22 protein-coding genes and 2 pseudogenes are annotated in these 24,482 nt (G+C 62.3%); 10 read left to right on the top strand and 14 right to left on the bottom strand.

Annotation, left to right across the window (positions count from 1 at the left end; all coding sequences use genetic code 11):
• On the top strand, nt 1–2,535 hold a 2,535-nt coding region (locus tag HX875_RS28905), incomplete at its 5' end, for an ImcF-related family protein (protein ID WP_177048008.1).
• Between the two features lie 17 nt (nt 2,536–2,552).
• Here the strand turns inward: HX875_RS28905 and lpxH are convergent.
• Together lpxH and HX875_RS28915 are read right to left on the bottom strand one after the other, a co-directional pair.
• Nucleotides 2,553–3,302: a UDP-2,3-diacylglucosamine diphosphatase gene (lpxH, locus tag HX875_RS28910; RefSeq protein WP_177048009.1), complete on the bottom strand. Its 750-nt coding sequence runs from the start codon at nt 3,300–3,302 to the stop codon at nt 2,553–2,555.
• Nucleotides 3,299–3,802 (bottom strand): peptidylprolyl isomerase, encoded by a 504-nt coding sequence (locus HX875_RS28915; protein WP_177048010.1) that lies wholly within the window; start codon nt 3,800–3,802, stop codon nt 3,299–3,301. Before HX875_RS28915 ends, lpxH begins: the two co-directional genes overlap by 4 nt.
• Nucleotides 3,803–4,040: 238 nt before the next feature.
• Between HX875_RS28915 and HX875_RS28920 the strand changes: the two genes are divergently transcribed.
• Both HX875_RS28920 and cysS read left to right on the top strand, forming a co-directional pair.
• On the top strand, nt 4,041–5,741 hold the full coding sequence (locus HX875_RS28920) for a glutamine--tRNA ligase/YqeY domain fusion protein (RefSeq protein WP_177048011.1): 1,701 nt from the start codon (nt 4,041–4,043) through the stop codon (nt 5,739–5,741).
• 19 nt (nt 5,742–5,760) lie between these two features.
• Nucleotides 5,761–7,149 (top strand): cysteine--tRNA ligase, encoded by a 1,389-nt coding sequence (gene cysS, locus HX875_RS28925; protein ID WP_008432427.1) that lies wholly within the window; start codon nt 5,761–5,763, stop codon nt 7,147–7,149.
• 323 nt (nt 7,150–7,472) lie between these two features.
• Here cysS and HX875_RS33290 read toward each other — a convergent pair.
• Together HX875_RS33290 and HX875_RS33295 are read right to left on the bottom strand one after the other, a co-directional pair.
• Nucleotides 7,473–7,604: pseudogene (locus HX875_RS33290) on the bottom strand (DUF6124 family protein); the annotation flags it as partial.
• Between the two features lie 106 nt (nt 7,605–7,710).
• Nucleotides 7,711–7,904: pseudogene (locus HX875_RS33295) on the bottom strand (dihydrofolate reductase family protein); the annotation flags it as partial.
• 218 nt (nt 7,905–8,122) lie between these two features.
• On the opposite strand from HX875_RS33295, the gene lepB reads away from it, so the two are divergent.
• The gene (gene lepB / locus HX875_RS28930) at nt 8,123–8,791 is read left to right on the top strand and encodes a signal peptidase I (RefSeq protein WP_177048012.1); all 669 of its coding nucleotides are present in this window, start codon (nt 8,123–8,125) and stop codon (nt 8,789–8,791) included.
• A gap of 8 nt (nt 8,792–8,799) precedes the next feature.
• Here the strand turns inward: lepB and HX875_RS28935 are convergent, their stop codons facing one another.
• The 10 genes from HX875_RS28935 to HX875_RS28980 all read right to left on the bottom strand — a co-directional run bounded on the left by HX875_RS28935 (nt 8,800) and on the right by HX875_RS28980 (nt 18,404).
• The gene (locus tag HX875_RS28935) at nt 8,800–9,387 is read right to left on the bottom strand and encodes a TetR/AcrR family transcriptional regulator (RefSeq protein WP_177048013.1); all 588 of its coding nucleotides are present in this window, start codon (nt 9,385–9,387) and stop codon (nt 8,800–8,802) included.
• Nucleotides 9,388–9,413: 26 nt separating this feature from the next.
• A complete protein-coding gene (locus tag HX875_RS28940; protein WP_177048015.1) occupies nt 9,414–10,166 on the bottom strand; it encodes a 3-oxoacyl-ACP reductase family protein in 753 nt (250 codons plus the stop codon).
• Between the two features lie 85 nt (nt 10,167–10,251).
• Nucleotides 10,252–11,181, bottom strand: coding sequence for an alpha/beta hydrolase (locus HX875_RS28945; protein ID WP_177048016.1), 930 nt, complete (start codon nt 11,179–11,181; stop codon nt 10,252–10,254).
• Nucleotides 11,182–11,287: 106 nt separating this feature from the next.
• Nucleotides 11,288–11,656 (bottom strand): Na+/H+ antiporter subunit G, encoded by a 369-nt coding sequence (locus tag HX875_RS28950; RefSeq protein ID WP_177048017.1) that lies wholly within the window; start codon nt 11,654–11,656, stop codon nt 11,288–11,290.
• Nucleotides 11,653–11,931, bottom strand: a complete 279-nt coding sequence (locus HX875_RS28955; protein WP_177048018.1) for a K+/H+ antiporter subunit F — start codon at nt 11,929–11,931, stop codon at nt 11,653–11,655. Before HX875_RS28955 ends, HX875_RS28950 begins: the two co-directional genes overlap by 4 nt.
• Nucleotides 11,928–12,416 carry a Na+/H+ antiporter subunit E gene (locus tag HX875_RS28960; RefSeq protein ID WP_177048019.1) on the bottom strand — a complete coding sequence of 163 codons (489 nt, stop codon included), beginning with the start codon at nt 12,414–12,416 and terminating at the stop codon, nt 11,928–11,930. Before HX875_RS28960 ends, HX875_RS28955 begins: the two co-directional genes overlap by 4 nt.
• Nucleotides 12,413–14,095 carry a monovalent cation/H+ antiporter subunit D gene (locus tag HX875_RS28965; RefSeq protein WP_177048020.1) on the bottom strand — a complete coding sequence of 561 codons (1,683 nt, stop codon included), beginning with the start codon at nt 14,093–14,095 and terminating at the stop codon, nt 12,413–12,415. The genes HX875_RS28960 and HX875_RS28965 overlap by 4 nt, the downstream gene beginning before the upstream one ends.
• On the bottom strand, nt 14,092–14,436 hold the full coding sequence (locus HX875_RS28970) for a Na+/H+ antiporter subunit C (protein ID WP_003192163.1): 345 nt from the start codon (nt 14,434–14,436) through the stop codon (nt 14,092–14,094). The genes HX875_RS28965 and HX875_RS28970 overlap by 4 nt, the downstream gene beginning before the upstream one ends.
• Nucleotides 14,436–17,357 (bottom strand): monovalent cation/H+ antiporter subunit A, encoded by a 2,922-nt coding sequence (locus HX875_RS28975; RefSeq protein WP_177048022.1) that lies wholly within the window; start codon nt 17,355–17,357, stop codon nt 14,436–14,438. Before HX875_RS28975 ends, HX875_RS28970 begins: the two co-directional genes overlap by 1 nt.
• A 126-nt stretch (nt 17,358–17,483) precedes the next feature.
• Entirely contained in the window at nt 17,484–18,404 is a 921-nt protein-coding gene (locus HX875_RS28980; protein WP_177048024.1) for a DMT family transporter, read from the bottom strand.
• A gap of 92 nt (nt 18,405–18,496) precedes the next feature.
• Between HX875_RS28980 and HX875_RS28985 the strand changes: the two genes are divergently transcribed.
• The 6 genes from HX875_RS28985 to HX875_RS29010 all read left to right on the top strand — a co-directional run bounded on the left by HX875_RS28985 (nt 18,497) and on the right by HX875_RS29010 (nt 24,405).
• Entirely contained in the window at nt 18,497–19,060 is a 564-nt protein-coding gene (locus HX875_RS28985; RefSeq protein ID WP_177048026.1) for a helix-turn-helix domain-containing protein, read from the top strand.
• A 154-nt stretch (nt 19,061–19,214) separates the two neighbouring features.
• Complete coding sequence (locus HX875_RS28990; protein ID WP_177048028.1) at nt 19,215–20,411, top strand: SfnB family sulfur acquisition oxidoreductase; 1,197 nt, start codon at nt 19,215–19,217, stop codon at nt 20,409–20,411.
• A 12-nt stretch (nt 20,412–20,423) separates the two neighbouring features.
• Nucleotides 20,424–20,750 (top strand): acyl-CoA dehydrogenase, encoded by a 327-nt coding sequence (locus HX875_RS28995; RefSeq protein ID WP_177048030.1) that lies wholly within the window; start codon nt 20,424–20,426, stop codon nt 20,748–20,750.
• Nucleotides 20,750–22,129 carry an LLM class flavin-dependent oxidoreductase gene (locus HX875_RS29000; protein WP_177048032.1) on the top strand — a complete coding sequence of 460 codons (1,380 nt, stop codon included), beginning with the start codon at nt 20,750–20,752 and terminating at the stop codon, nt 22,127–22,129. The genes HX875_RS28995 and HX875_RS29000 overlap by 1 nt, the downstream gene beginning before the upstream one ends.
• A gap of 183 nt (nt 22,130–22,312) precedes the next feature.
• Nucleotides 22,313–22,900 carry a hypothetical protein gene (locus tag HX875_RS29005; RefSeq protein ID WP_177048034.1) on the top strand — a complete coding sequence of 196 codons (588 nt, stop codon included), beginning with the start codon at nt 22,313–22,315 and terminating at the stop codon, nt 22,898–22,900.
• Between the two features lie 86 nt (nt 22,901–22,986).
• On the top strand, nt 22,987–24,405 hold the full coding sequence (locus HX875_RS29010; RefSeq protein ID WP_177048036.1) for an FAD/NAD(P)-binding protein: 1,419 nt from the start codon (nt 22,987–22,989) through the stop codon (nt 24,403–24,405).
• Nucleotides 24,406–24,482 lie beyond the last annotated feature (77 nt).

A 24,482-nucleotide genomic window follows, 5' to 3' on the forward strand; every position in this document is an offset into this window, starting at 1 on the left:
CATGACTTCCTGCTGCGCCTGTCTCGGGATTTACAGGGCGAGGGCATCGCCCGCTGGCGTCACGCGCTGGCGCCTTTCGGCGATACGTTTGCCCATGATGTGCCCCTGCGTGGCCTGTGGTTCAGCCTGCCGGTACAGCGCTCACCCCATGATAGAGAACATGACTGGTCGGTTGCCCCGGTGTGGAATGGGGTAATCAACGATAACGCCAGCAGCCGTCGCCTGGGCTGGAGCGCGCCGCGTGTCGGGTATGCGTTGGTGTTGGGTTTGGCGCTGGTATGGGGCGCCGGGTTGCTGCTGTCCTTCGTCAGCAACCGCGTACTCATCGCCCAGGTACACACGTCATTGGCGGCATTGCAGCAGTCGGGAAGCCCCGACGAACAACTCAGCGCGCTGAACGATCTGGTGCGCGAACTGGGGCGCCTCGACTACCGCGCCAAACACGGCACGCCTTGGTATCAGCGCTTTGGTCTGAACCGGAATCAAGACCTGCTCGCGGTGTTGTGGCCGCGTTACGTCGAAGCCAACAACCGCTTGATCCGTGACCCGGCGGCCGACCATTTGCACCGCCAGCTCAGCGCGTTGATCAGCCTGCCCCCAGGCAGCGAACAACGGGCTGAACGTGCCCAGGAGGCCTACGAGCAATTGAAGGCGTACCTGATGATGGCGCGCCCGGCAAAAGCCGACGCCACCTTCCTGGCCCAGGCCCTGGGCAACGCCGAGCCGCTGCGCGAGGGTGTGTCGTCGGGCCTGTGGCAGGGCCTGGCGCCTAATCTGTGGCGGTTCTATGGCGAACATCTGTCGGCGCATCCGGCCTGGGCGATCCAGGCCGACCCGAAGCTGGTGGCTCAGGCCCGACGGGTCCTGCTCAGCCAACTGGGCCAGCGCAACGCCGAAACCCACCTGTACCAGCAGGTCCTCGATGCAGCAGCCAATCAATACCCTGAGCTGCACCTGCAAACCATGACCGGCGAAACCGATGCCACGGCGCTGTTCCATACCGTGGCCAGTGTGCCGGGCGTGTTCACCCGTCAGGCCTGGGAAGGGCAGGTACGTCAGGCCATCGACACTATCGCCGAAGCCCGCCGTGAAGAAATCGACTGGGTGCTCAGCGACAACCAGACCGAAATCGCCACCGAGCTGACCCCGGATGTGCTCAGGGAACGCCTCGTCGAGCGTTACTTTCAGGATTACGCCAGTGCCTGGCTGGACTTTCTCAACAGCCTGCGCTGGAACCAGGCCAGCAGTCTGAGTGATGTGATCGACCAGCTGACGCTGATGACCGACGTGCGCCAATCGCCCTTGATCGCGTTGATGAATACCCTGGCCTATCAAGGGCAGGCTGGCACGCGCAGCCAGGCCTTGGCCGACTCGCTGGTGCGCTCCGCACAAAAGCTGATCACGCAAGACAAAGTGCCAATGATTGACCAACAGGCACAAGCACCGCGTGGTCCGCTGGACGCCACCTTCGGTCCATTATTGACCCTGCTCGGCAAAGACCCGCAGGGCCAGGCCGACAATGATCGGTTGAGCCTGCAAGCGTTCCTGACCCGCGTCACCCGGCTGCGCCTGAAATTGCAGCAAGTGAGCAACGCTCCCGATCCGCAGGAAATGACCCAGGCGCTGGCGCAAACCGTGTTTCAGGGTAAAAGCGTGGACCTGACGCAAACCCAGTCCTACGGCAGCCTGGTCGCGGCGAGCCTGGGAGCCGAATGGAATGGGATCGGTCACACCCTGTTTGTGCAGCCGCTGGACGAAGCCTGGCAGCGAGTATTGCAACCCTCGGCCGCGGGGCTTAACAGCCAGTGGCAGCGTGCGATCGTGCGTGATTGGCAGAGTGCCTTCGCCGGGCGCTACCCGTTTGTGCAAACCACCAGCGACTCCTCGCTGCCCATGCTGGGGCAGATGATCCGCGCCGACTCCGGACGCATCGAGCAGTTTTTGCGCAGCCAACTGAGCGGTGTGCTGCGCAAGGAAGGCAGCCGCTGGGTCGCCGACCCGCGCCATAGTCAGGGGTTACGCATCAATCCGCAGTTCCTGGCGGCGATCAATCAGCTCAGCCACCTGGCCGACGTGATCTACACCGACGGCGGCATGGGGTTGAGCTTCGAACTCCAGGGCAAGGCCGCCCGGGACATCGTGCAAACCACCTTCATCCTCAACGGCGAACGGCACCACTACTTCAACCAGCAAGAAAGCTGGCAGCGTTTCAATTGGCCCGGTCGCAGCGACTACCCAGGGGCCAGCCTGAGCTGGACCAGCATCCACACCGGCGAGCGCCTGTTTGGTGACTATCAGGGCACCTGGGGCTTGATCCGCCTGTTGGAGAAAGCCCGAATCACCACCCTGGACGACGGTGACAGCCGTTACCGCATGGTCCTGAAAGCACCTGACGGCCTGAACCTGACCTGGAACCTGCGCACCGAACTGGGGGCAGGGCCGATGGCGTTGCTCACGCTGCGGGGCTTCACCCTGCCGCCGCAGATCTTCCTCGCAGAGGGGCCAGCCTATGCAGAGATTGGGAGGGGTGAATGAGGTTGCACCGTTTCCGTTCAGGCGCCGGGCAGTGCCAACTGTGGATTGACGAAATCAAAGGCCGCCAACGCAAACCCCTGCTCATCCACCTGCAACGCCCACCCTTGCTTGTCCCAATCCCCCAACACAATGCGCTTGGCCGCCTGCTCGCCAATCTGCAACTTGTGGATCGCCGGGCGGTGGGTATGCCCATGCACCAAGGTCCGCACGCCAAACTGCTGCATCACCCTCGGCACTTCCTCGGGCGTCACATCGACAATGTCGTTGGTCTTCATCCGCGTCTGTGCCCGGCTTTCACTGCGCAGCTTGCGCGCCAGCTTGTGCCGCGTGCGCAAGGGCAGGTGCCGCAGGATGAACAGGGTGATGGGGTTGCGCAGGATGCGCCGCAGCTTCATATAGCCAACGTCGCGGGTACACAGGCTGTCGCCGTGCATCAACAGCACGGGCTCACCGTAGAGCTGCACCACACTCGGGTCCTTGAGCAAGGTGGCGCCTGCCGCTTTGCAGAACGCCTTGCCGATCAGGAAATCCCGGTTGCCATGCATGATGAAAATCTGGGTGCCGCTGTCGCTCAGCTCGCGCAGAGCCAGGCAAATCGAACGCTGGAAGGGCGTCATCCCATCGTCGCCAATCCAGGCTTCAAAGAAGTCCCCCAGAATGTACAACGCCTGGGCGGAACGGGCGCGACCGTTCAGTAAATCCAGAAACGCCCGGGTTATGTCCGGGCGCTCATCTTCCAGATGCAAATCTGAAATCAGCAATATCACTCAACGATCTCGGCTTTCTCGACGATTACGTCTTCTACCGGTACGTCCTGGTGACCTGCCTTGCCGGTGGTTTGCACACCCTTGATCTTGTCGACAACGTCGTGGCCTTCGGTGACTTTACCGAATACCGCGTAGCCCCAGCCCTGCACGTTCTTGCCGCTGTGGTTCAGGAAGGCGTTGTCGGCCACGTTGATGAAGAACTGCGCGGAGGCCGAATGCGGCTCCATGGTACGGGCCATGGCGACGGTGTACTTGTCGTTGGAAAGGCCGTTGTCCGCTTCGTTCTGGATGCTTGGACGCTTGTCTTTCTTTTCTTTCATGCCAGGCTCGAAACCGCCGCCCTGGACCATGAAGTTGCCGATGACACGGTGGAAAACAGTGTTTTCGTAGTGGCCGGCTTTAACGTACTCGATGAAGTTGGCGACGGTGATCGGCGCTTTCTCGGCGTTCAGCTCGATGAGGATGTCACCGTGGTTGGTGGTCAGTTTGACTTGAGTCATGTTCACTACTCTTTCAAGGAATTCGTGGGTTTGGGCGTTTTGGCGCCTTACCTGCTTGGCAAAACGACAGCCAAGGCGCGCAGTTTAGCGTGACCTGCGGGAATTTCGAGGTGGTTTTTTACCAGCGGTGCGTTAAATGCACCTGAACGCTGTCAGCGCCTTGACAGCATCAGCTATGATAAGCGCTTTGTTTTATCGGCCTAACCTGGCCCAGTACTTCCGTCTGTTCAAGGATCCTATGAGCAAGCCCACTGTCGACCCTACCTCGAATTCCAAGGCCGGACCTGCCGTCCCGGTCAATTTCCTGCGCCCGATCATCCAGGCGGACCTGGATTCGGGCAAGCACACGCAGATCGTCACCCGTTTCCCGCCTGAGCCCAACGGTTACCTGCACATCGGCCACGCCAAGTCGATCTGTGTGAACTTCGGCCTGGCCCAGGAGTTCGGTGGCGTCACGCACCTGCGTTTCGACGACACCAACCCGGCCAAGGAAGACCAGGAATACATCGACGCCATCGAAAGCGACATCAAGTGGCTGGGCTTCGAATGGTCCGGTGAAGTGCGCTATGCCTCCAAGTATTTCGACCAGTTGTTCGACTGGGCTGTCGAGCTGATCAAGGCCGGCAAGGCCTACGTCGACGACCTGACTCCTGAGCAGGCCAAGGAATACCGTGGCACGCTGACCGAGCCGGGCAAGAACAGCCCGTTCCGCGACCGCTCGGTGGAAGAGAACCTCGACTGGTTCAACCGCATGCGCGCCGGTGAGTTCCCGGACGGCGCCCGTGTACTGCGTGCCAAGATCGACATGGCCTCGCCGAACATGAACCTGCGCGACCCGATCATGTACCGCATCCGCCACGCCCATCACCACCAGACCGGTGACAAGTGGTGCATCTACCCGAACTACGACTTCACTCACGGCCAGTCGGACGCCATCGAAGGCATCACCCACTCCATCTGCACCCTGGAGTTCGAAAGCCACCGTCCGCTGTACGAATGGTTCCTCGACAGCCTGCCGGTACCGGCGCACCCGCGTCAGTACGAGTTCAGCCGCCTGAACCTCAACTACACCATCACCAGCAAGCGCAAGCTCAAGCAACTGGTGGATGAAAAGCACGTACACGGCTGGGATGACCCGCGCATGTCGACCCTGTCGGGCTTCCGCCGTCGCGGCTACACCCCGGCGTCGATCCGCAGTTTCTGCGACATGGTCGGCACCAACCGCTCCGACGGCGTGGTCGACTACGGCATGCTCGAATTCAGCATCCGCCAGGACCTCGACGCGAACGCGCCGCGCGCCATGTGCGTGCTGCGTCCGTTGAAAGTCGTGATCACCAATTATCCGGAAGACCAGGTCGAGAACCTCGAACTGCCGCGTCACCCGCAGAAAGAAGAACTCGGCGTGCGCAAGCTGCCGTTCGCCCGTGAAATCTACATCGACCGCGATGACTTCATGGAAGAGCCGCCAAAAGGCTACAAGCGCCTGGAGCCGAACGGCGAAGTGCGCCTGCGCGGCAGCTACGTGATCCGTGCCGACGAAGCCATCAAGGACGCCGATGGCAACATCGTCGAACTGCGTTGCTCCTACGACCCGGAAACCCTGGGCAAGAACCCTGAAGGCCGCAAGGTCAAAGGTGTGGTTCACTGGGTGCCGGCTGCGGCCAGCATCGAGTGCGAAGTGCGCCTGTACGATCGTCTGTTCCGCTCGCCTAACCCAGAGAAGGCCGAAGACAGCGCCAGTTTCCTGGACAACATCAACCCTGACTCGCTGCAAGTTCTCACTGGTTGTCGTGCCGAGCCATCGCTTGGCGACGCACAGCCGGAAGACCGTTTCCAGTTCGAGCGCGAAGGTTACTTCTGCGCGGATATCAAGGACTCGAAACCAGGTGCTCCGGTATTCAACCGTACCGTGACCTTGCGTGATTCGTGGGGCCAGTGATCAGTCTTAAGGATTCGTCGTGCTAACGATCTACAACACACTCAGCAAGACCAAAGAAGTCTTCAAGCCGCTGGATGGCAACAAGGTGCGCATGTACGTGTGCGGCATGACCGTGTACGACTACTGCCACATCGGCCACGGCCGCAGCATGGTTGCCTTCGACCTGGTGACCCGCTGGTTGCGTTTCAGCGGTTATGACCTGACCTATGTGCGCAACATCACCGACATCGACGACAAGATCATCAATCGCGCCAACGAAAACGGCGAGTCGTTCGACGCGCTGACCGAGCGCATGATTGCTGCGATGCACGAGGACGAGGCCCGCCTCAACATCCTCAAGCCGGACATGGAGCCGCGCGCCACGGACCATATCCCGGGCATGCACGCGATGATCCAGACCCTGATCGACAAGGGTTACGCCTACGCGCCGGGCAATGGTGACGTGTACTACCGCGTCGCCAAGTTCATGGGTTACGGCAAGCTGTCGCGCAAGAAAATCGAAGACCTGCGCATCGGCGCACGTATCGAAGTCGACGAAGCCAAGCAAGACCCGCTGGACTTCGTGCTGTGGAAAGGCACCAAGCCCGGCGAGCCGAGCTGGGAGTCGCCGTGGGGCGCCGGGCGTCCGGGTTGGCACATCGAATGCTCGGTGATGTCCACCTGCTGCCTGGGCGAGACCTTCGACATTCATGGCGGCGGCAGCGACCTCGAGTTCCCGCACCACGAAAACGAAATCGCCCAGAGCGAAGCGGCCACCGGCAAGACCTACGCCAACGCGTGGATGCACTGCGGCATGATTCGCATCAATGGCGAGAAGATGTCCAAGTCCTTGAACAACTTCTTCACCATTCGCGACGTGCTGGAAAAGTACCACCCGGAAGTGGTGCGCTACCTGTTGGTGTCGAGCCACTACCGCAGCGCGATCAACTATTCGGAAGACAACCTCAAGGACGCCAAGGGCGCCCTGGAGCGCTTCTACCACGCGCTGAAAGGCCTGCCATCCGTGGCCCCTGCGGGCGGCGAAGCGTTTGTTGCACGGTTTACCGAAGTGATGAACGACGACTTCGGCACACCGGAAGCCTGTGCGGTGCTGTTTGAAATGGTGCGTGAGATCAACCGACTGCGCGAGAGTGATCTCGACGCGGCGGCGGGGCTTGCGGCACGTTTGAAAGAGCTGGCGAGCGTGCTGGGCGTGCTGCAGATGGAAGCCGATGACTTCCTGCAAGCGGGCGCTGAAGGGCGTGTGGATGCGGCTGAAGTTGATGCGCTGATCCAGGCACGTTTGACTGCCCGGGCCAACAAGGACTGGGCGGAGTCTGACCGTATCCGTGACCAACTGACCGCGATGGGTGTGGTGTTGGAAGACGGGAAGGGCGGGACGACGTGGCGGTTGGCTGATCAGGCTTGATTGGTGATTGCTGAATGAAAAACGCCCCGACTGGTTCGGGGCGTTTTTTTGCCTATATATCCGTTATTCAGGGAGTGGCTGCTATGGGGACCGAGCTTGCAGCGGAACATGGGCCGGACGCCTGTGCGGGGACATAGTTGACACATTCAAGGACAGATTAGGCCAGTTCAAGATCAAGCTCATAGCCGCTTAATGTGGGAGCTGTAGATTTTGATCTTGATGTTGTCTTTGCTTCACCACACTCGAGCCGGCCTGTAGGCCGCTGTAAGAGCGGAACCAATAGCGGCCCTGACAAAAAAACGGATATGTACCCTATCTAATCCCTACCTCTGAACAGGGGCCTCACATTCATCCAGAGCGCTGTCCACCAACAACTGAATCCCCTCCAACATCCGACAAATTCCCTACGCCACACTCCGGGGAGCCCCGTCGATTTCAAATGCCAAATTCGTAGCGAAACCCGGTCGCTGAATTTGCAGCGGCCACCGAAGAGTAGGGAGCCATCTTCTGAGCGACAACCCTAAAAAGCTGTCGGAAGTTTTCGGGTATGGCCCGCGAGCATCAGCGCTTGCCACCGACCTCGTACCGGCTTTGAACAAACCCGTTGTCCGACGCATACGTGCCGATATGCCGAAGCTCATGCTCGCTACCCACCTGGCTGACAAGGGAATCCCCTGGCCCAAAAAAACCGGAATACTCGTGATGACCCGCCCGTTGGTCAAGCCCGCCTCAAGAAACGCCTGAATCGTCTGGCCGGGCAATAAAGCCGTCGACATTGCCTTCGATAAAGGCCGAACATTTGATATCCATGGGGCGTGAAACTCCTTTTCTGTGGGCTTGAAAGCAACGGCTGTCATTGGCTGGCAGCGCTAATGTTAATTTAATCTTCCGGTGTAATAAGCGACCATTGCCAAAAATAACCACGGGCTGCCCGGCATGTGCCGATGCCCCCTTTTTTGTAATGCGAGGATGTATGCGCCGTTGGTTAATCCGCTACCGTTACGCAATCATTTTCTGGCTGTGCTTTGGCGTTTTCCGTACGTCCCTGGCCGACTGGAACCCGATCCCATCCGGCTCCATGCGCCCGACCTTGCTGGAGGGCGATGTAGTACTGGTCAATCGCGTGGCGTACGACCTCAAGCTGCCCCTCACCGATATTTCCCTGGCCAAGCTGGATAACCCCCGGCGCGGCGATGTGGTGACGTTCTCCTCACCCAAGGACGGCATGCGCTTGATCAAGCGCATCGTCGGCATTCCCGGCGACACCCTGGAAATGCGCGATGAGGTGCTGTGGGTCAACGGCACGCCGGCCACCTACAGCAATGGGCAGGATATACGCGAGCCCATCGCGCCTGGCCAAACAGTTCCGGGGATCAAGGTGACGGAGCGTGCGAACAACAGCCAGCGCACGATTCAATTCATGCCGACAGTCCGGGCGCTGCGCGATTTCGGCCCGGTGACGGTGCCGGCCGACAGTTATTTCATGTTGGGTGACAACCGCGACAACAGCGATGACTCACGCTATATCGGGTTTGTGCCGCGTCGGCTGTTGATCGGGCACGCCCACCATATCCTGGCGTCAGCGCAGATCCTGGATCACTGGATGCCGCGACTGGGCCGATTTGGCGCGCCGATCCTGTAGTGGGTTGATCACGCTTTCGCGCTCAGCGCCCGCAACGCAAACCCCGCGATGCCTTCCAGTTGCTCAGTGGTTGCGCCGCCCTTGCTGGCGATTTTCATGCCGCTGAGGGTGGCCATCAGAAAATCACACGCGCCGGTCAGGTCGGTATCTGCTCCCACTTCACCCTGTTCCTGCGCCTGTCCCAGGGTCTGTTCGAATGCGTTGCGCAAGCGCTCGGCGCTGTGGGCGGTGAGTTGATTGATTTCATCATCGGCCTGGCCGAACTCGCAGATGGCGTTGACGCCCATGCACCCTGCGGTCCCTTCGCGCAGAGCGCGGGTGGCGAAGGATTGCAGGGTGTCATGCAGCGCTTGCAGCGGCGTCGGGCCCTGATTCAGGCGCCCGATCAGGTCGTCGACACCGGTGCGCTGATACTCGGCCATCGCCAGCAGGTACAACTGGCGTTTGTCGCCAAAGGTGTTGTACATGCTCTGGCGACTCAACCCCATGGCCTGCATCAGCTCTTCGGTTGAGGCCGCGGCAAAACCCTTGTCGCAGAAAACCCGAATGGCTTCGCGCAGCACCTGGTCGCGGTCGAATGTTCTGGGTCTTGCCATGGGGTACCTCGGTTGCGAGTGATGGGTCAGGCCAGGTAACCACCGTCGATGGTCAGGCTTGCGCCGGTGACAAAGGCCGCTTCCTCGGAGGCGAGGTAAGCCACCATACCGGCTACTTCGTCGGCGGTGCCTACGCGGCCCAAGGGGATCAAATTTTTGATCATGCCCGCGTGAGGCCCGTCCGCCGGGTTCATGTCGGTGCTGGTCGGGCCCGGTTGCACGTTGTTGACGGTGATGCCGCGCGGGGCGAAATCAATCGCCAGGCCGCGGATCATACCGGCGATCGCCGACTTCGTCATGCTGTAGACACTGGAACCCGGGAAGCCCGAACGCTGGGCAACCACGCTGCCGACGCTGATGATCCGGTCACCGGCCTGCATCACCGGCGAACACGCCTTGGCGGCGGCAAAGGTGGCGCGGACGTTGACCGCAAACATCCTGTCGAAGTCTTCCAGGCTGAACTCGTCGACACTGCCCAACTGCAGGATGCCGGCGTTGTTGACCAGAATATTCAACGCGCCAAACCGTTCAACGGTGGTGGACACCGCCCGCTCAATCGCGACGACATCAGCGCTGTCGGCCTGAATCGCCAGGGCTTTGCCGCCCGTGCTTTCGATCTGGCTTACCAGTGCCAGCGCCTTGTCTGAGGAGGCCGAATAGGTGAACGCAACCGCTGCGCCTTCGGCGGCCAGACGGCGCACGATGGCTTCGCCAATCCCGCGGGAACCGCCGGTGACCAGGGCGACCTTGTTGCTGAAACGAGGGGTAGGAGTAGTCATGAAAGAGCGCCTGAGTTTAGTGGATTAAATAATCCACTAAACCGTATCAGGCCCAAAGAAGCGCGCCAAGCTCTTTTTGGATTAATTAATCTCTAATCGCCATTGTCTGCTCAAGGAACAGCGCCGCATTCTCCAGCGCCTGCATTCCTTCGGGCAAAATCGCCGCAAACAGGTGCCAGACGTGGAACATCCCGGGCCAAACTTCCAGCGACACCCGCACCCGGTTTTCCCCCAGATGGGTGGCCAGGCGCATGGCATCGCTGAGCATCACTTCGTTTTCGCCGATCTGCACCAGAATCGGCGGCAAGCCCCTGACGTCCGCGAACACCGGCGATGCATCGGGGTCGTTTGGCGGCGCGCCGTTGAGAAACGCTTTCGCCAGCAGCGTCAGCCCTGCGCGGGAGGCTTGCGGGTCGAGGCCGTCACGGCTGTCGATGGAGGCACCGGTGTGTTCCAGGTTGGCCCACGGCGACAAGGCGGCGCCCGCGGCGGGCAGCGGCAAGCCGGCGTTGCGGGCCTTGACCATCACCGACACCACCATCGCGCCGCCGGCCGAGTCACCGGAGAACACAATGGATTTGGGATCGTTGCCCTGGTCGAGCAACCAACGATAGGCCTGCAGCGTGTCATCGATGGGCAGCGGAAACGGATGCTCGGGCGCCAAGCGGTAATCAGGCAAGTAGACCTTTGCCCCCAGCAGTTTGGCGAAGTGGCCGGCAAGGCCCAGATAACCCCGTGGGCTGCCGCCGACATAACCACCGCCGTGGATGTACAGCAACACTCGATCACCCTCCATCGCATCAGGCACTACCACCATGGCCGGTACGCCGCCCATGTCGACCTCATGAAAGCGTACACCGGCGGGAATCGGATGAGCGCTCAGCACCTGCTCGTAAGCCTTGCGCTGTTCATCGAGGGTAAGGGTGGTTGCTTGGCCGGTGAGAAAGGGCCCGAAGTCAGCGGCTGATGCAACCCAGGCGTCGAGACGAGCCTGGACAAGGGGAGCGAATGCCATGGGAGAGAACCTCATAAAGTGATCCCGATACCGGGATTGGCGATTGAGGTTCTATTTTATGGATTCTATTGGAGAACGAATTTCACCACTGAAGCGCCTGGCGGGATCAGCTACCGCTGTCAGTCCGGCGGCTGCTGACTTCAGCCGGCACATCATCCCCGGCCATGCGTTTGCGGAACAACGCGGTCCTGGCCAGCAACAGCGTGGTCACCGGCACCGTGATCGACAGCAGAATCGGAATCAACCAACCGTGCAGCACCGGCCCGGACTTGAGTACTGAAAAGTAGATGATCGAGGCCAGCGCCACACACCACGCTCCCAGCGTCGAGGCCAGTGCCGGCGGGTGCATGCGCTGGAAGAAGTCCTTCATCCGCAACAACCCGATCGCTCCGATCAGCGCAAACCCGCTGCTCAGCACCAGCAGTACCGCGACGATCACTTCAACCCACAGCGGCAACACGTCGACATTGATCATTCGATCACCTCCCCACGCAGCAGGAATTTCGCCAGGGCAAACGACCCCACAAAACCAAACAGCGCGATCAACAGCGCCGCTTCAAAATAGGTGTCACTGGCATACCGGATGCCCAGCACCAGCATCATCAGCATGGCCAGGATGTACAGGTAATCCAGCGCCAGAACCCGGTCCTGGGCCGAGGGACCTTTGAACAGGCGAACCAGGGTCAGCACCATGGCCAGGGAGTACAGGAACAGGCTGAACAGGATCGCATTGGAGAGCAGGGCGCTCATTCGAAGATCTCCATCAGGGGCCGTTCGTAGGCGTGTTTGAAGTGCTCGATAAACTGCGCTTCGTCATCCAGGTCGAACACGTGGATCAGCAGGATGCTGCGGTCCAGGGCCAGTTCCGACCACACGGTGCCAGGCGTCACGCTGGTGATCATCGCCAGCACGGCCAGGCCGTTGGCGTCCCGCAGGTCCAGGGGGATTTTGATAAAGCGCGAGCGTGGCGCACGCGAGCCGCAGACCAGGATGCCCCAGGCCACGGCGAGGTTGGAGATGATCACGTCGCGGCCCACCAGGAAGAACAGGCGGATGATCACACCCGGGCGGCGGATGCGGATCGGCAGCGGTCGCAGCGGCGCCATCATCAGCGGCGCTGCAAAACCGAGGATCGCCCCCAGCAGCAGGTTGCCGGGGCTCACGGACAGGTTCAGCACCAGCCACAACAGCCACAGCGCCAACGACAGCCACGGGGCAGGAAACAGGCGCTTCATGGCTGCACCTCCAATGCGGCGGCCTTGGCCTCAGGGCTCATCACCGGTCGCGTCGCCATCACGGCCATCACGTAATGTTCCGGATTATTCAGGCTTTCGGCAGCAGCCTGGGTGTAGCGCATCAGCGGCTCGGCCTTGAAGGTCAGGGCGATGCTCAGGCCCAGCAGGAAGAAGATCGGCACGCATTCAAAACGGCGCAGCAACGGCGACGGGCGTTCTTCCGGGGTCCAGAAGCGCTGGATGCCGAGGCGGGCGAAGGCGATCAGCGAGGCCAGGCCCGAGAAGATCAACAGCGCCACCAGGCCCCACGCGGCGGGGCGCACCGGCTCGTCGATGGCGTTGCCCAGGCCCATCGGATTGATCAAGGCGCTGAGCAGGCTGAGCTTGCCGATAAACCCGGACAGCGGCGGCATGCCGATGATCAGCAGGGCGCAGGCGATAAAGCTCAGGCCAAGGAAGGCCACGGTCCAGGGGATGACCTGGCCGACCACGGCTTTCTGCTCATCGTCGAGGTTGGTGCCGGGCGGCGGATGCAGGGATTCCATGGCCTTGGGCAGGGCTTCGATTTCATCGTCCAGGGGCATGTCGTTGGCCGAGCGCGAACGCTCGATCAATTCGGCCAGCAGGAACAGCGCGCTCAAGGCCAGGGTGGAGCTGACCAGATAAAACAGCGCCCCGGCGGTCAGGCTTGGCTGGGCAAAACCCACCGCCGACAGCAGGATCCCGGCGGACACCAGAATGCTCAGGCTGGCCATGCGTTCCAGGCGTTGCGCGGCGATCATCGCCAGCGCCGCGCAGACGATGGTCGCCATGCCGCCGTAGATCAGCCAGTCGCCGCCGAACAGCGCCGAGGCACCGGCCTGGCCCGAGAACAGCAGGTTCCACAGGCGCAGCACGGTGTACACACCGACCTTGGTCATGATCGCAAACATCGCCGCCACCGGCGCACTCGCCGAGGAGTAGGCGGGCGCCAGCCAGAAGTTCAGCGGCCACATGCCGGCCTTGGCCAGGAACGCCACGGCGAGGATGCCCGCACCGGCGTGCAGCAGGCCGCGATCGGCTTCCGGCACCAGGGGGATTTTCAGCGCCAGGTCGGCAAAGTTCAGGGTGCCGGTGACGCCATAGATCAATGCCGCACCAATCAGGAACAAGGTCGAGGCCAGCAGGTTGATCGAGATGTAGTGCAGCCCCGCCGACACCCGCGCCCGGCCCGAGCCGTGGAGCATCAGGCCGTAGGAGGCCGCCAGCAGCACCTCGAAAAACACGAACAGGTTGAACAGGTCCGCCGTCAGGAAGGCGCCATAAAGGCCCATCAGCTGGATCTGGAACAGCGCATGGAAACTGGTGCCGGCACGGTCCCAGCGGGCCATGGCGAACAGCAGAGCGCTGACGCCGATGATCCCCGTGAGCACCAGCATCATGGCCGACAACTGGTCTACCACCAGCACGATGCCGAACGGCACTTGCCAGTTGCCCGGCAGGTACACGCCGATGGAGCCGGGGCCACCTTTCTGGGTCCAGTACAGCAACAGCACCGCGATGCCGAGGCCCACCATGCTGGAGAACAGGTTGATCCGCGCCTTGAGCGGGCGGTGTTTCTCGCCGAGCATCAGCATCAGCGCGGCGGTCAGCAACGGCAGCAGGATCGGCGCGATGATCAGTTGATTCATCCAGGTCATTCCTTGGGCTCCCGGCCGTCCACATGGTCAGTGCCGGTCAGGCCCCGGGACGCCAGCAGCACCACCAGGAACAGCGCGGTCATGGCGAAGCTGATCACGATCGCCGTCAGCACCAGGGCCTGGGGCAGCGGGTCGGTGTAGTTGAGCAAGTCTTGCGGCACGCCGTCCTTGATGATCGGCTCCTTACCGATAAACAGGCTGCCCATGCTGAAGATGAACAGGTTGACCCCGTAGGACAGCAGGCACAGGCCCATCACCACCTGGAACGTCCGTGGCCGCAGGATCAGCCAGACGCCGGAGGCTGCCAGCACCCCAATGGCAATTGCGATGACTTCTTCCATCAGGCGGCTCCTCCTTGGCTGGCAACGGCTTTCGCCTGGTTGCTGGGTTTATGGGCACGCACCGATTGGTGGCCCAGGGCGGTGAGCATCAGCAGGGTCGAGCCGACCACCATGGCGTACACGCCGACGTCGAAGAACAGCGCGCTGGCGACGTGGATGTCGCCCAGCACCGGCAGGCTGAAGTGCCAGGTGTGGGTGGTCAGGAACGGGTAGCCGGCGAACAGTGCGCCAAGCCCAGTGAGGGTTGCCGACAGCAAGCCAAAGCCCATCCAGCGCATCGGCCGCAGGCTCATCTGTGCCTCGACCCACTGGGTGCCGGCGACCATGTATTGCAGGATGAACGCCACCGACATCACCAACCCGGCGACAAAACCGCCGCCCGGTTGGTTGTGGCCGCGCATGAACAGGTAGAACGAAACCACCAGGGCAATCGGCAGCAGCAGGCGCACCAGCACCGCCGGCACCATCATGAAGCCCAGGGCAGTGTCGCTGGCCTGGCGCGGGTTGACCAGGTCGGTGGCCACGTCAGGCGCCAGCTGGCGCTGTTGCGCGGGCAATTCCATGCTTTCTTTCGAAGGGCGGAAGCGGCGCAGCAGGGCGTAGACGGTCAGCGCCACGGCGCCGAGCACGGTGATTTCCCCCAGGGTGTCGAAGCCCCGGAAGTCCACCAGCATCACGTTCACCACATTGCTGCCACCGCCTTCGGGCAGGGCGCGGCTGAGGTAGAACGAGGAGATATCGTTGGGCGTCTGGCGGGTCAGCATCGCGTAGGAGAGCAGCGCCATGCCGCCGCCGACCACGGTGGACAGGAGCAAGTCCCGCAGGCGGCGGATGCGTGCCTTGCGCAACGAACTCGGCAATGGCGAAACCTCTTCGATCCGCCGTGGCAGCCAGCGCAGGCCCAGCAGGATCAACACGGTGGTGACCACCTCGACCACCAGTTGGGTCAGCGCGAGATCCGGCGCGGAGAACCAGACGAAGGTCACGCAGGTCATCAGGCCGCATACGCTGACCATGGTCAGGGCTGCCAGCCGGTGGTACTTGGCTTGCCAGGCGGCGCCCAGGGCGCAGGCGATTGCCAGCAACCACAGGGTGACGAACACGATGGAGCCCGGGATCTTCGGCCGGTCGCCCCAACTGAGGCCGCTGTGCAGCATCGGGATCAACCCGGCGATCACCGCCGCCAGCACCAGCAGGAACAGCTGGGTTTGCAGACGCTTGGTGCTGATGCGTTTTTCGATCTTGCGCACCCCGCGCATCATCACCACCAGGCAGCGCTCGAAGCCGCGCTTGCCGTTGAAGTAGCTGATGATCGGCGGGTATTTGAAGCGGCCCAGCTTGAGTTGCTTGCGCAGCAGCAGGTACAGCACCACGCCGCCGGACATGGCCACCAGGCTCATGATCATCGGCGCGTTCCAGCCGTGCCAGATGGCCAGGCTGTACTGCGGCAGTACCCCGCCGACTACCGGCAGGGCGGCGGCGGCGAGGATCGAGCCGACCACTTGCGCGGGGAAAATCCCCACCAGCAGGCAGGTAAACACCAGCAGTTCCACCGGTGCACGCATCCAGCGTGGCGGTTCGTGCGGGGTGTGGGGCAGGTTGGTCGCGGTGGGGCCGAAGAACACATCCACGGTAAAGCGCAGGGCATAGGCCACGCTGAAGGTACCGGCGATGGTCGCGATCACCGGCAGGGCGATTTCCACCCAGGCGGTGGAGGAAATAAAGACGGTCTCGGCGAAGAACATTTCCTTGGACAGGAAACCGTTAAGCAGCGGCACCCCGGCCATGGACGCACTGGCGACCATCGCCAGGGTGGCGGTAAACGGAATCAGCCTCACCAGGCCGCTGAGCTTGCGGATGTCGCGGGTGCCGCTCTCGTGGTCGATGATTCCCGCGGCCATGAACAGCGACGCCTTGAAGGTGGCGTGGTTGAGGATATGGAACACCGCGGCGACGGCGGCCAGCGGGCTGTTGAGCCCCAGCAGCAAGGTGATCAGCCCGAGGTGGCTGATGGTGGAGTAGGCCAGCAGGCCCTTGAGATCGTTCTGGAACATGGCGCAATAAGCGCCGAGCAGCAGGGTAATGGCGCCGGCACCGCCGACAATCCAGAACCATTCTTCGCTGCCGGACAGCGACGGCCACAGGCGGGCCAGCAGGAACACGCCGGCCTTCACCATCGTCGCCGAGTGCAGGTAGGCCGACACCGGCGTCGGTGCAGCCATGGCGTGGGGCAGCCAGAAGTGGAAGGGGAATTGCGCGCTTTTGCTCAGGGCGCCGATCAGCACCAGGGCGAGCATGATCGGGTACAACGAATGGGCACGGATCTGGTCACCGGCAGCCAGGACCTGGTCCAGGTCATAGCTGCCGACGATATGCCCGAGCAGCATCACCCCCGCCAGCAGGCACAAACCGCCTGCGCCGGTGACCATCAGCGCCATATAGGCGCCACGCCGGGCATCGGCGCGATGGTGCCAATAGCCGATCAACAGGAAGGAGAACAGGCTGGTGAGTTCCCAGAAAAACACGATCTGGATCAGGTTGCCGGAGATCACCAGGCCAAGCATGGCGCCCATGAACGCCAGGAAAAACGCGAAGAAGCGCGGCACCGGGTCTTCCGGCGACATGTAATAACGGGCGTAGAGCGACACCAGGGTCCCGATGCCCAGCACCAGCATCGAGAACAACCAGGCAAAACCGTCCATGCGCAGCACGAAGTTCAGCCCGAGGCTGGGCAACCACATGAATTCTTCGCGAATCACGCCACCGTGGGCGATTTGGGGGTAGAGCAGGGCGACTTGGACCGTCCCCACCAGGGCGACAAGGCCGGCCAGCAGGGACTCTGTGTTACGTGCGTTGTGCGGCAGCAAGGCCGCGAGACAGCTGCCGACAAAGGGCAGAAGCAGTAGAACTATCAGGGACATAGGCTTCTAATCTGCGGGAGTTTGGGATGCATCATACGTGCCGGAATCTTGATCACCAAACGGCAAGATGTGGCAGGATCCTACAAGGTAGGCTGAAAAAGCTTGTTTGGCATTGTTTCAGTAGCCTTAGCCTTGGGTTTCCTGTTCCAGCTCATTGCGCGCCTCAAGCGCCTTCTGCCCCCGCGTCTTCATCTCGCTGACAATCACCGCCGCCACAATCAACGCCGCACCCACCATGGCAATCGGTGGGAAACGCTCCCCGGCAATCCGCCCGACCACGCCGGCCCACACCGGCTCACCGGCATAAATCAGCGTGGCCCGTGTCGGCGAGACGCTTTTCTGCGCCCAGTTCATGGCCACCTGAATCACCGCGCTGGTCAGTCCCAGGCCCACTGCGCTGAACAGCAGCAACCACGAGAACCCCGGCAGCGCCTCACCCATCGGCACCACCATCAGGAACGACAGCACCGACGCCGTGGCCAGTTGCACCACCGTCACCCGGCGCACATCCACTTGCCCGGCAAAGGCGCTGATCATGATGATTTCGGCAGCAATCGCCACTGCACCAATCAACGTGGCGATTTCACCGGGGCTGAAATTCAGCGACGCGCCCGCCGGGCCGGTCAGCAGCATCAACCCGGTAAACGCCAGCATGATGCCGATGCTCGGCATCAACCCAGGCCGCCGTCCCAGCACCAGCCATTGCAGCAGCGGCACGAACGGCACATACAGCGCGGTGATAAACGCCGACTGGCTGCTCAGGATCGTCTGCAAGCCAATGGTCTGCAAACCGTAGCCAAACATGATCGCCACGCCGATAAAGCAGCCGGCCTTCAACTCAAACAGGGTCAGGCCCCGCAGGCTGCGCAACGAGAACGCCCCGACGATAAGCGCCGCCGCCGCAAACCGCAGGCCGACAAAAAACATCGGGCCACTCACGGCCATGGCGTGCTGCACCAGTAAAAAGGTGCCGCCCCAAATCATGGTGATCACCACCAATACACATTCGGCTTTGCTGAAACGGGAAAACAACGGGGAGGTGGTCATGGCGGCTCGGTCTTGCACAGGAGGGGCGCGGACCGCACAATGCGCCGCAAGCTGGGCAGTATACTGCGCAACCCCACCCTGTGAGCAATATAGTGCACAAAGAAAATCCGCAACGGGCCTCGGTCCTGCAACACGTCAGCCAGAACGTTCGGCGCCTGCGCCATGCGGCGCAGTTGAGCCAGACGGCCTTGTCCGAAAAGTCCGGCGTCAGCCGGCGCATGCTGGTGGCGATCGAGGCGGGGGAGAAGAACGTCAGCCTGTCGACCCTCGACCGGGTGGCCGAAGCCCTGGAAGTGGCCTTCAGCGACCTGATCCAGGCCCCGGATGCCCCCGATCACAGCCGCATCAACGAACTGGCCTGGGCCGGCGAAATTCCCGGCAGCAAGGCCGTGCTGCTGGCCAAGGCCACCGCGCGCCGCGAGGTGGAGCTGTGGGAGATGCGCCTGGAACCCGGTGACCGCTACATGCCCGAGCCGGACCCCGAGGGCTGGAGCGTGCAGTTGTTTGTGTTTGAAGGCACGCTGACGCTGGGGCTGGGTGAGGAGGAAAAACACGTCGCCACCGGTGAGTTCCTGATGTTCGCCAGTCGCCACCTTCACGCCTATCGCAATGACGGTGAAGTGGCGGTGCGGTTTGTGCGCAACGTGGTGATCTAACTGTTGGCAGCGCAACAGTGGTTGGACACTTTGCTGTTTTGAGCCGCCGACAACTTCCCCGATTTGCCGGCAACCCGCTGATTTCATTGATCATTGGATTCAGGCACGACTCCTGCAATTACTCCGGTATCTCTCTGGAGCCTGGAGTCGGCCCATGTCAGCCCAACCCCAACACCCTGCCCACATCATCCGCTCGGACGCCGAGGCCATCGCCGTTGCCACCGAGTTGGCCAAGCGTTTTGCCGTGGAGGCGGGCGTACGCGACCGCGAACGACGCCTGCCGGTGGCCGAGCTGGACGAATTCTCCGCCAGTGGCCTGTGGGGCATCACCATTCCCAAGGCTTACGGCGGCGCCGGAGTGTCCTATGTGACGGTGGCCGAGGTGATCAAATTGATCTCCGCCGCCGATCCGTCCCTGGGGCAAATCCCGCAGAACCATCTCGGGGTGGTGGACATCCTCCTGCAAACCGCCAGCGAGGAGCAAAAGCAGCATTACTTCGCCAAGGTCTTGCAGGGCTACCGTTTCGGCAATGCCTTCTCCGAAGCCGGGAGCAAAAACGCCGGCACCTTCGACACGCAAATCCGTTTCCACGGCGATACGGCCCAGATCAACGGCGAGAAGTTCTACTGCACCGGCGCACTCTTCGCCCACCTGGTGCCCACCGTCGGCAACAACGAACACGGCCAGGCGTTTATCGCGTTCGTCGAACGTGATGCGCCGGGCCTGACGGTGGTCGACAGCTGGGACGGCTTCGGCCAGCGCACCACCGCCAGCGGCGGGGTCACCCTCGATGGCGTCACCGTGCCGCTGAGTGCGGTGATCCCGGCCCACCAGGCTTTCGACCAGCCCACCGCCAACGGCCCGATCTCGCAAATCATCCAGGCCGCCGTCGACACCGGCATCGCCCTTGGCGCTTTGGAACAGGCCAAGATTTATGCGCGCCAGGCCCGTCCGTGGATCGACAGCCAACAGGATCACGGCTGGCAAGACCCCTTCACCATCGCGGCCATCGGTGACCTGGAATGGCGCGTGCACGGCACTGAAGCGATCCTCGCCAAGGCCGGCGTGGCTGTCGACCGGGCCCTGGCCGACCCCAACGAAGACACCGTGGCCAATGCCTCCCTCGTTGTCGCCCAGGCCAAAGTGTTGTCGGCGGAAACCGCGTTGCTTGCCAGCAGCAAACTCTTCGAACTGGCCGGCACCCGCTCGGTCACCGGCAAGCACAACCTTGACCGCTTCTGGCGCAACGCCCGCACCCACACCCTGCACGACCCGGCCCGCTGGAAATACCACCTGATCGGCAACTTCGTGCTCAACGGCGTCAAGCCTGCGCGCCACGCCTGGAACTGAGGAGCTTTATCCATGACCGCACTGAATCAGGCGCGCCAACTGCTGGAAAGCACCCGGCGCTTTGTCGAGAAAAGTGATGACCCCTACGTGATCAGCCGCTTCGGTGATCTGCAGATTCGCGTGGACGTAGCGGCCGCTCTGTTTGAGCGTGCCGAAACCCACCCGAGCCCGGTGGCCCTCACCGAAGCCCAGATCGCGGCGGCCGAAGCCCTTATCGCCGCGAGCAATGCCGAATTCGAACTCACCGGCCAACGCACCGCGTTGCCGCCGACCCTCGATGACCCGTTGCGCCGCAAATACCAGATTGTCGGCAACTACCACCTCAACGGAGTGCTTTGATGTCCCGTGAAATCCGCTTGAATGCCTTCGACATGAACTGCGTCGGCCACCAGTCCCCCGGTTTGTGGGCCCACCCGCGAGACCGCTCGTGGCAGTACAAGGACCTGGAGTACTGGACCGACCTGGCAAAAATCCTCGAGCGCGGCAAGTTCGACGGCCTGTTCATCGCCGACGTGCTGGGCATCTACGACGTCTATAACGGCAACGGTGACGCGGCGATTCGCCAGGCCACCCAAGTGCCGGTCAACGACCCGCTGTCGCTGATCGCACCCATGGCACTGGTCACCGAACACCTGGGGTTTGGCCTGACCGCCTCGCTGTCTTTCGAACACCCGTACCCATTTGCCCGGCGTCTTTCCACCCTCGACCACCTCACCAAAGGCCGCGTCGGCTGGAACATCGTCACCTCATACCTGGAAAGCGGCGCGAAGAACCTCGGGCAGAAAGCCCAGACCGAACACGATGCGCGTTACGACTACGCCGAGGAATACCTGGAGGTTTGCTACAAACTCTGGGAAGGCAGTTGGGAGGAGGGCGCCGTGCTGCGGGACCGCGAGCGGCGGATCTTCAGTGACCCGAGCAAAATCCACGAGATCCGCCACGTTGGCAAACACTTCCAGGTGCCCGGCATTCACCTCTGCGAGCCTTCGCCACAACGCACGCCGGTGTTGTACCAGGCGGGCGCTTCCAGCCGGGGCAAACAGTTCGCTGCCGAGCAGGCCGAGTGCGTATTTGTGGCGGCACCGTCGAAAGTGCTGCTGAAGAAAACCGTTGCCGACATCCGCCGGCGTGCGGCCGAGGCAGGGCGTGATCCGAAGAAAATCCTGATCTTCAACTTGCAGACGGTGATCGTTGGCGAAACCGACGCCAAGGCCAAGGCCAAGTTCGACGAATACAAATCCTACGTCAGCTACGAAGGCGCGATGGCATTGATCTCCGGCTGGACCGGTATCGACTTCAGCCAGTTCAAGCCTGATGAACCCCTCAAGCACGTGCACACCAACGCCATTCAGTCGGCGGTGGAAGCGTTTTCAACTGCTGATCCGAACAAGGTCTGGACCCCCAATGAACTGGCGGACTGGGTTGGCATCGGCGGCTTCGGCCCGTTGTTTGTCGGCGGCCCGCAAACCGTGGCCGACCTGTTGCAGGAGTGGGTTGAAGAGACTGATGTGGATGGCTTCAACCTGGCCTATGCATTGACCCACGAGACCTTTATCGACGCGGTCGACTTGCTGGTGCCGGAGTTGCAGAAGCGCGGTGTGTACAAGACCGAATATGCCCAGGGCACCCTGCGGGAGAAATTATTCGGGGAAGGCGCACGTTTGCCGAACAACCATCCGGGCGCCAGCTATCGCGACCTTAAAGCCACAGCGATCTGACTGGAGAAACCGGATCAATGTGGGAGCTGGCTTGCCTGCGATAGCGGTGAGTCAGCTTGCATCTGTGTTGGCTGACACCCCGCTATCGCAGGCAAGCCAGCTCCCACAGGTGATCTTCATCAAGCCAACGATTTCGGCCAGCGGACCACCGCATGCTTGTTCCACCAATAGGAGCATCACCCTATGAGCGTGCATGAACGTGAACAACCGCTGGATGTGGAATGGCCCGCTGAACGGGTCACGGTGTTGCCCAAGGCATTGGCGCAGTTGCGCCACTGGGCGCAGGTGACCCCGCTGCACAATGCCCTGCGCCACAAGCGCGACGGCCAGTGGTACGCCTGGCGCTGGATTGATGCCCTGCGGGATGTCGAGCGTCAGGCCGATGGCTTGCGCCAGCAGGGCTTTACCGAAGAGTCGCGGCTGGCCCTCAGCGGGGCTTTCGAGCCTCATTTGTTGCTGCTGGCGCTGGCCGCCCAGGTGATCGGTGGCCAGATCCTGACCCTGGCCGATGACCTGGAACCTGCCGCCTTGCAGCAACAGCTGTGGCGCATTCGACCTACCCACGCGTATGTCCCGGGGCTGCAGCCGGTGGCGGTTGTGCAACAGGTCGGCATCGTGGACACGTCCCAGCGGCTGTGCCGCTGGTGGCAGCCTTCCGGCAAGACCGAGCTGTGGAGCGAGGAGAGCACCCACGGGCAAGGCGGCCTGGCGGCGGTGCTGGAGCAATGGCTGAACAGCGGTCAGAGCCTGGGCTTTCCCCAGTCAGGCTGAGCTATGCGCCCCGGGTCGATGTGCTGGATACTGCACGGGGCGATTTTTACCACAACCATTCAGGCAGACAGTAAGGGCGCAATTTCATGAGTGAAACCGAACGCGGACAGGCGACGAGCGCCATTCGCAACGCTGATGTGCTGATCGTCGGCGGCGGCCTGAGCGGGACGATGCTGGCGGTGCAGTTGCTGCGCCTGCCGGGCACGCGGCAGATCCTGGTGATCGAGCCGCGCCAGGAGCTGGGACGCGGCGAGGCCTACAGCGCGGTGGAGCTGGGCCACACCCTGAACGGCAACGCCGCCCGCATGAGCGTCGACCCGGACAACGCCGATGACCTGACCCAATGGCTGACCGCCTACATCGCCGGCGGTGGCTGGCCGGAGTCAGACCAGCAACACGTGCCCATCAGCGAACTGTTTCCGCCCCGCGGGATTTTTGGCCTGTACGCGCAACAACGGCTGGCCGAGGCCAAGGCGCTTTCGACGTCGACCGTCGAGCATATCCGCGCCGAGGTGGTGGACCTTGAAGTGGATGAACACGCCACACGGCTGACCCTGAGCGACGGCCAGCAACTGCGTGGTGCCGTTGCAGTATTGGCCACCGGCATGTTCCCGGCGGCGCGCACGCCCCAGACCGAGTCCAGCGGCTTGAATGCCGCGGCAGTCGACCCGTGGGATGTGCAGGCCATGACCCAACTCGACCCGCAATCCACCGTGCTGATCATCGGTTCCGGGCTGACCATGGTCGACGCCGTAGTGTCCCTGGAACAGGCCGGTCACCGTGGGCCCATCGAGATTTTTTCACGCCACGGCCTGTTGCCCCATGTGCGTCGGCAGCCGCCGGCCTGGGTCGACTTCCTCGGGGAAGACCACAGCCTGCGCAGCCCCCGGCAATTGCTGCGGGAAGTGCGTCGCCAATGCCGGCTCGCGCTGGCGCAGGGGATCGACTGGCAAGCACCGCTGGACACCGTGCGCGCCAACATCGGGCGTTTGTGGAGCCAGGCGAGTGAGCGCGAGAAGCGCCAGTTCGTGCGGCATATTCGGCCCTGGTGGGAAAGCCATCACCACCGCTCGCCGCCCTTGAGTGCCGAGTTGGTGGCGCGGTTGCATGGGGAAGGGCGGTTGCGGATTCAGGCGGCTTCATACAAGGGGCTGGTGCCGTCTGAAGGTGATGTAACGATTTGCCTGCGCCATCGGGGCGAGCAGGCCGTCGTCGAGGTGTCGGGGGCAGCGCTGATCAACTCCAGCGGAATTGAATACGACTGGCGGCGCGTGGCCCGGCCGTTGCCCCGGCAGTTGCTCAAGCGCGGGTTGATTCAGCCCGGGCCGTTGGCGCTGGGGATTGCGGCGGATGCGTCGGGAGCGGTGCTGGATGACCAGGGGAATGTCAGCCGGCGGTTGTTTGCGATGGGCCCACCGCTGCGCGGGATGTGGTGGGAAAGTACGGCAGTGACGGATGTGGCGATTCAGGCCAAGGCACTCGCCGCCAGGTTGGCACACCTCTAAATCTAATGTGGGAGCTGGCTTGCCTGCGATAGCGGTGGGTCAGCTGCATCTTTATCAACTGACAGCTTGCTATCGCA

The sequence above is a fragment of the Pseudomonas yamanorum genome, assembly GCF_013386765.1.
Lineage (GTDB): Bacteria > Pseudomonadota > Gammaproteobacteria > Pseudomonadales > Pseudomonadaceae > Aquipseudomonas > Aquipseudomonas yamanorum_A.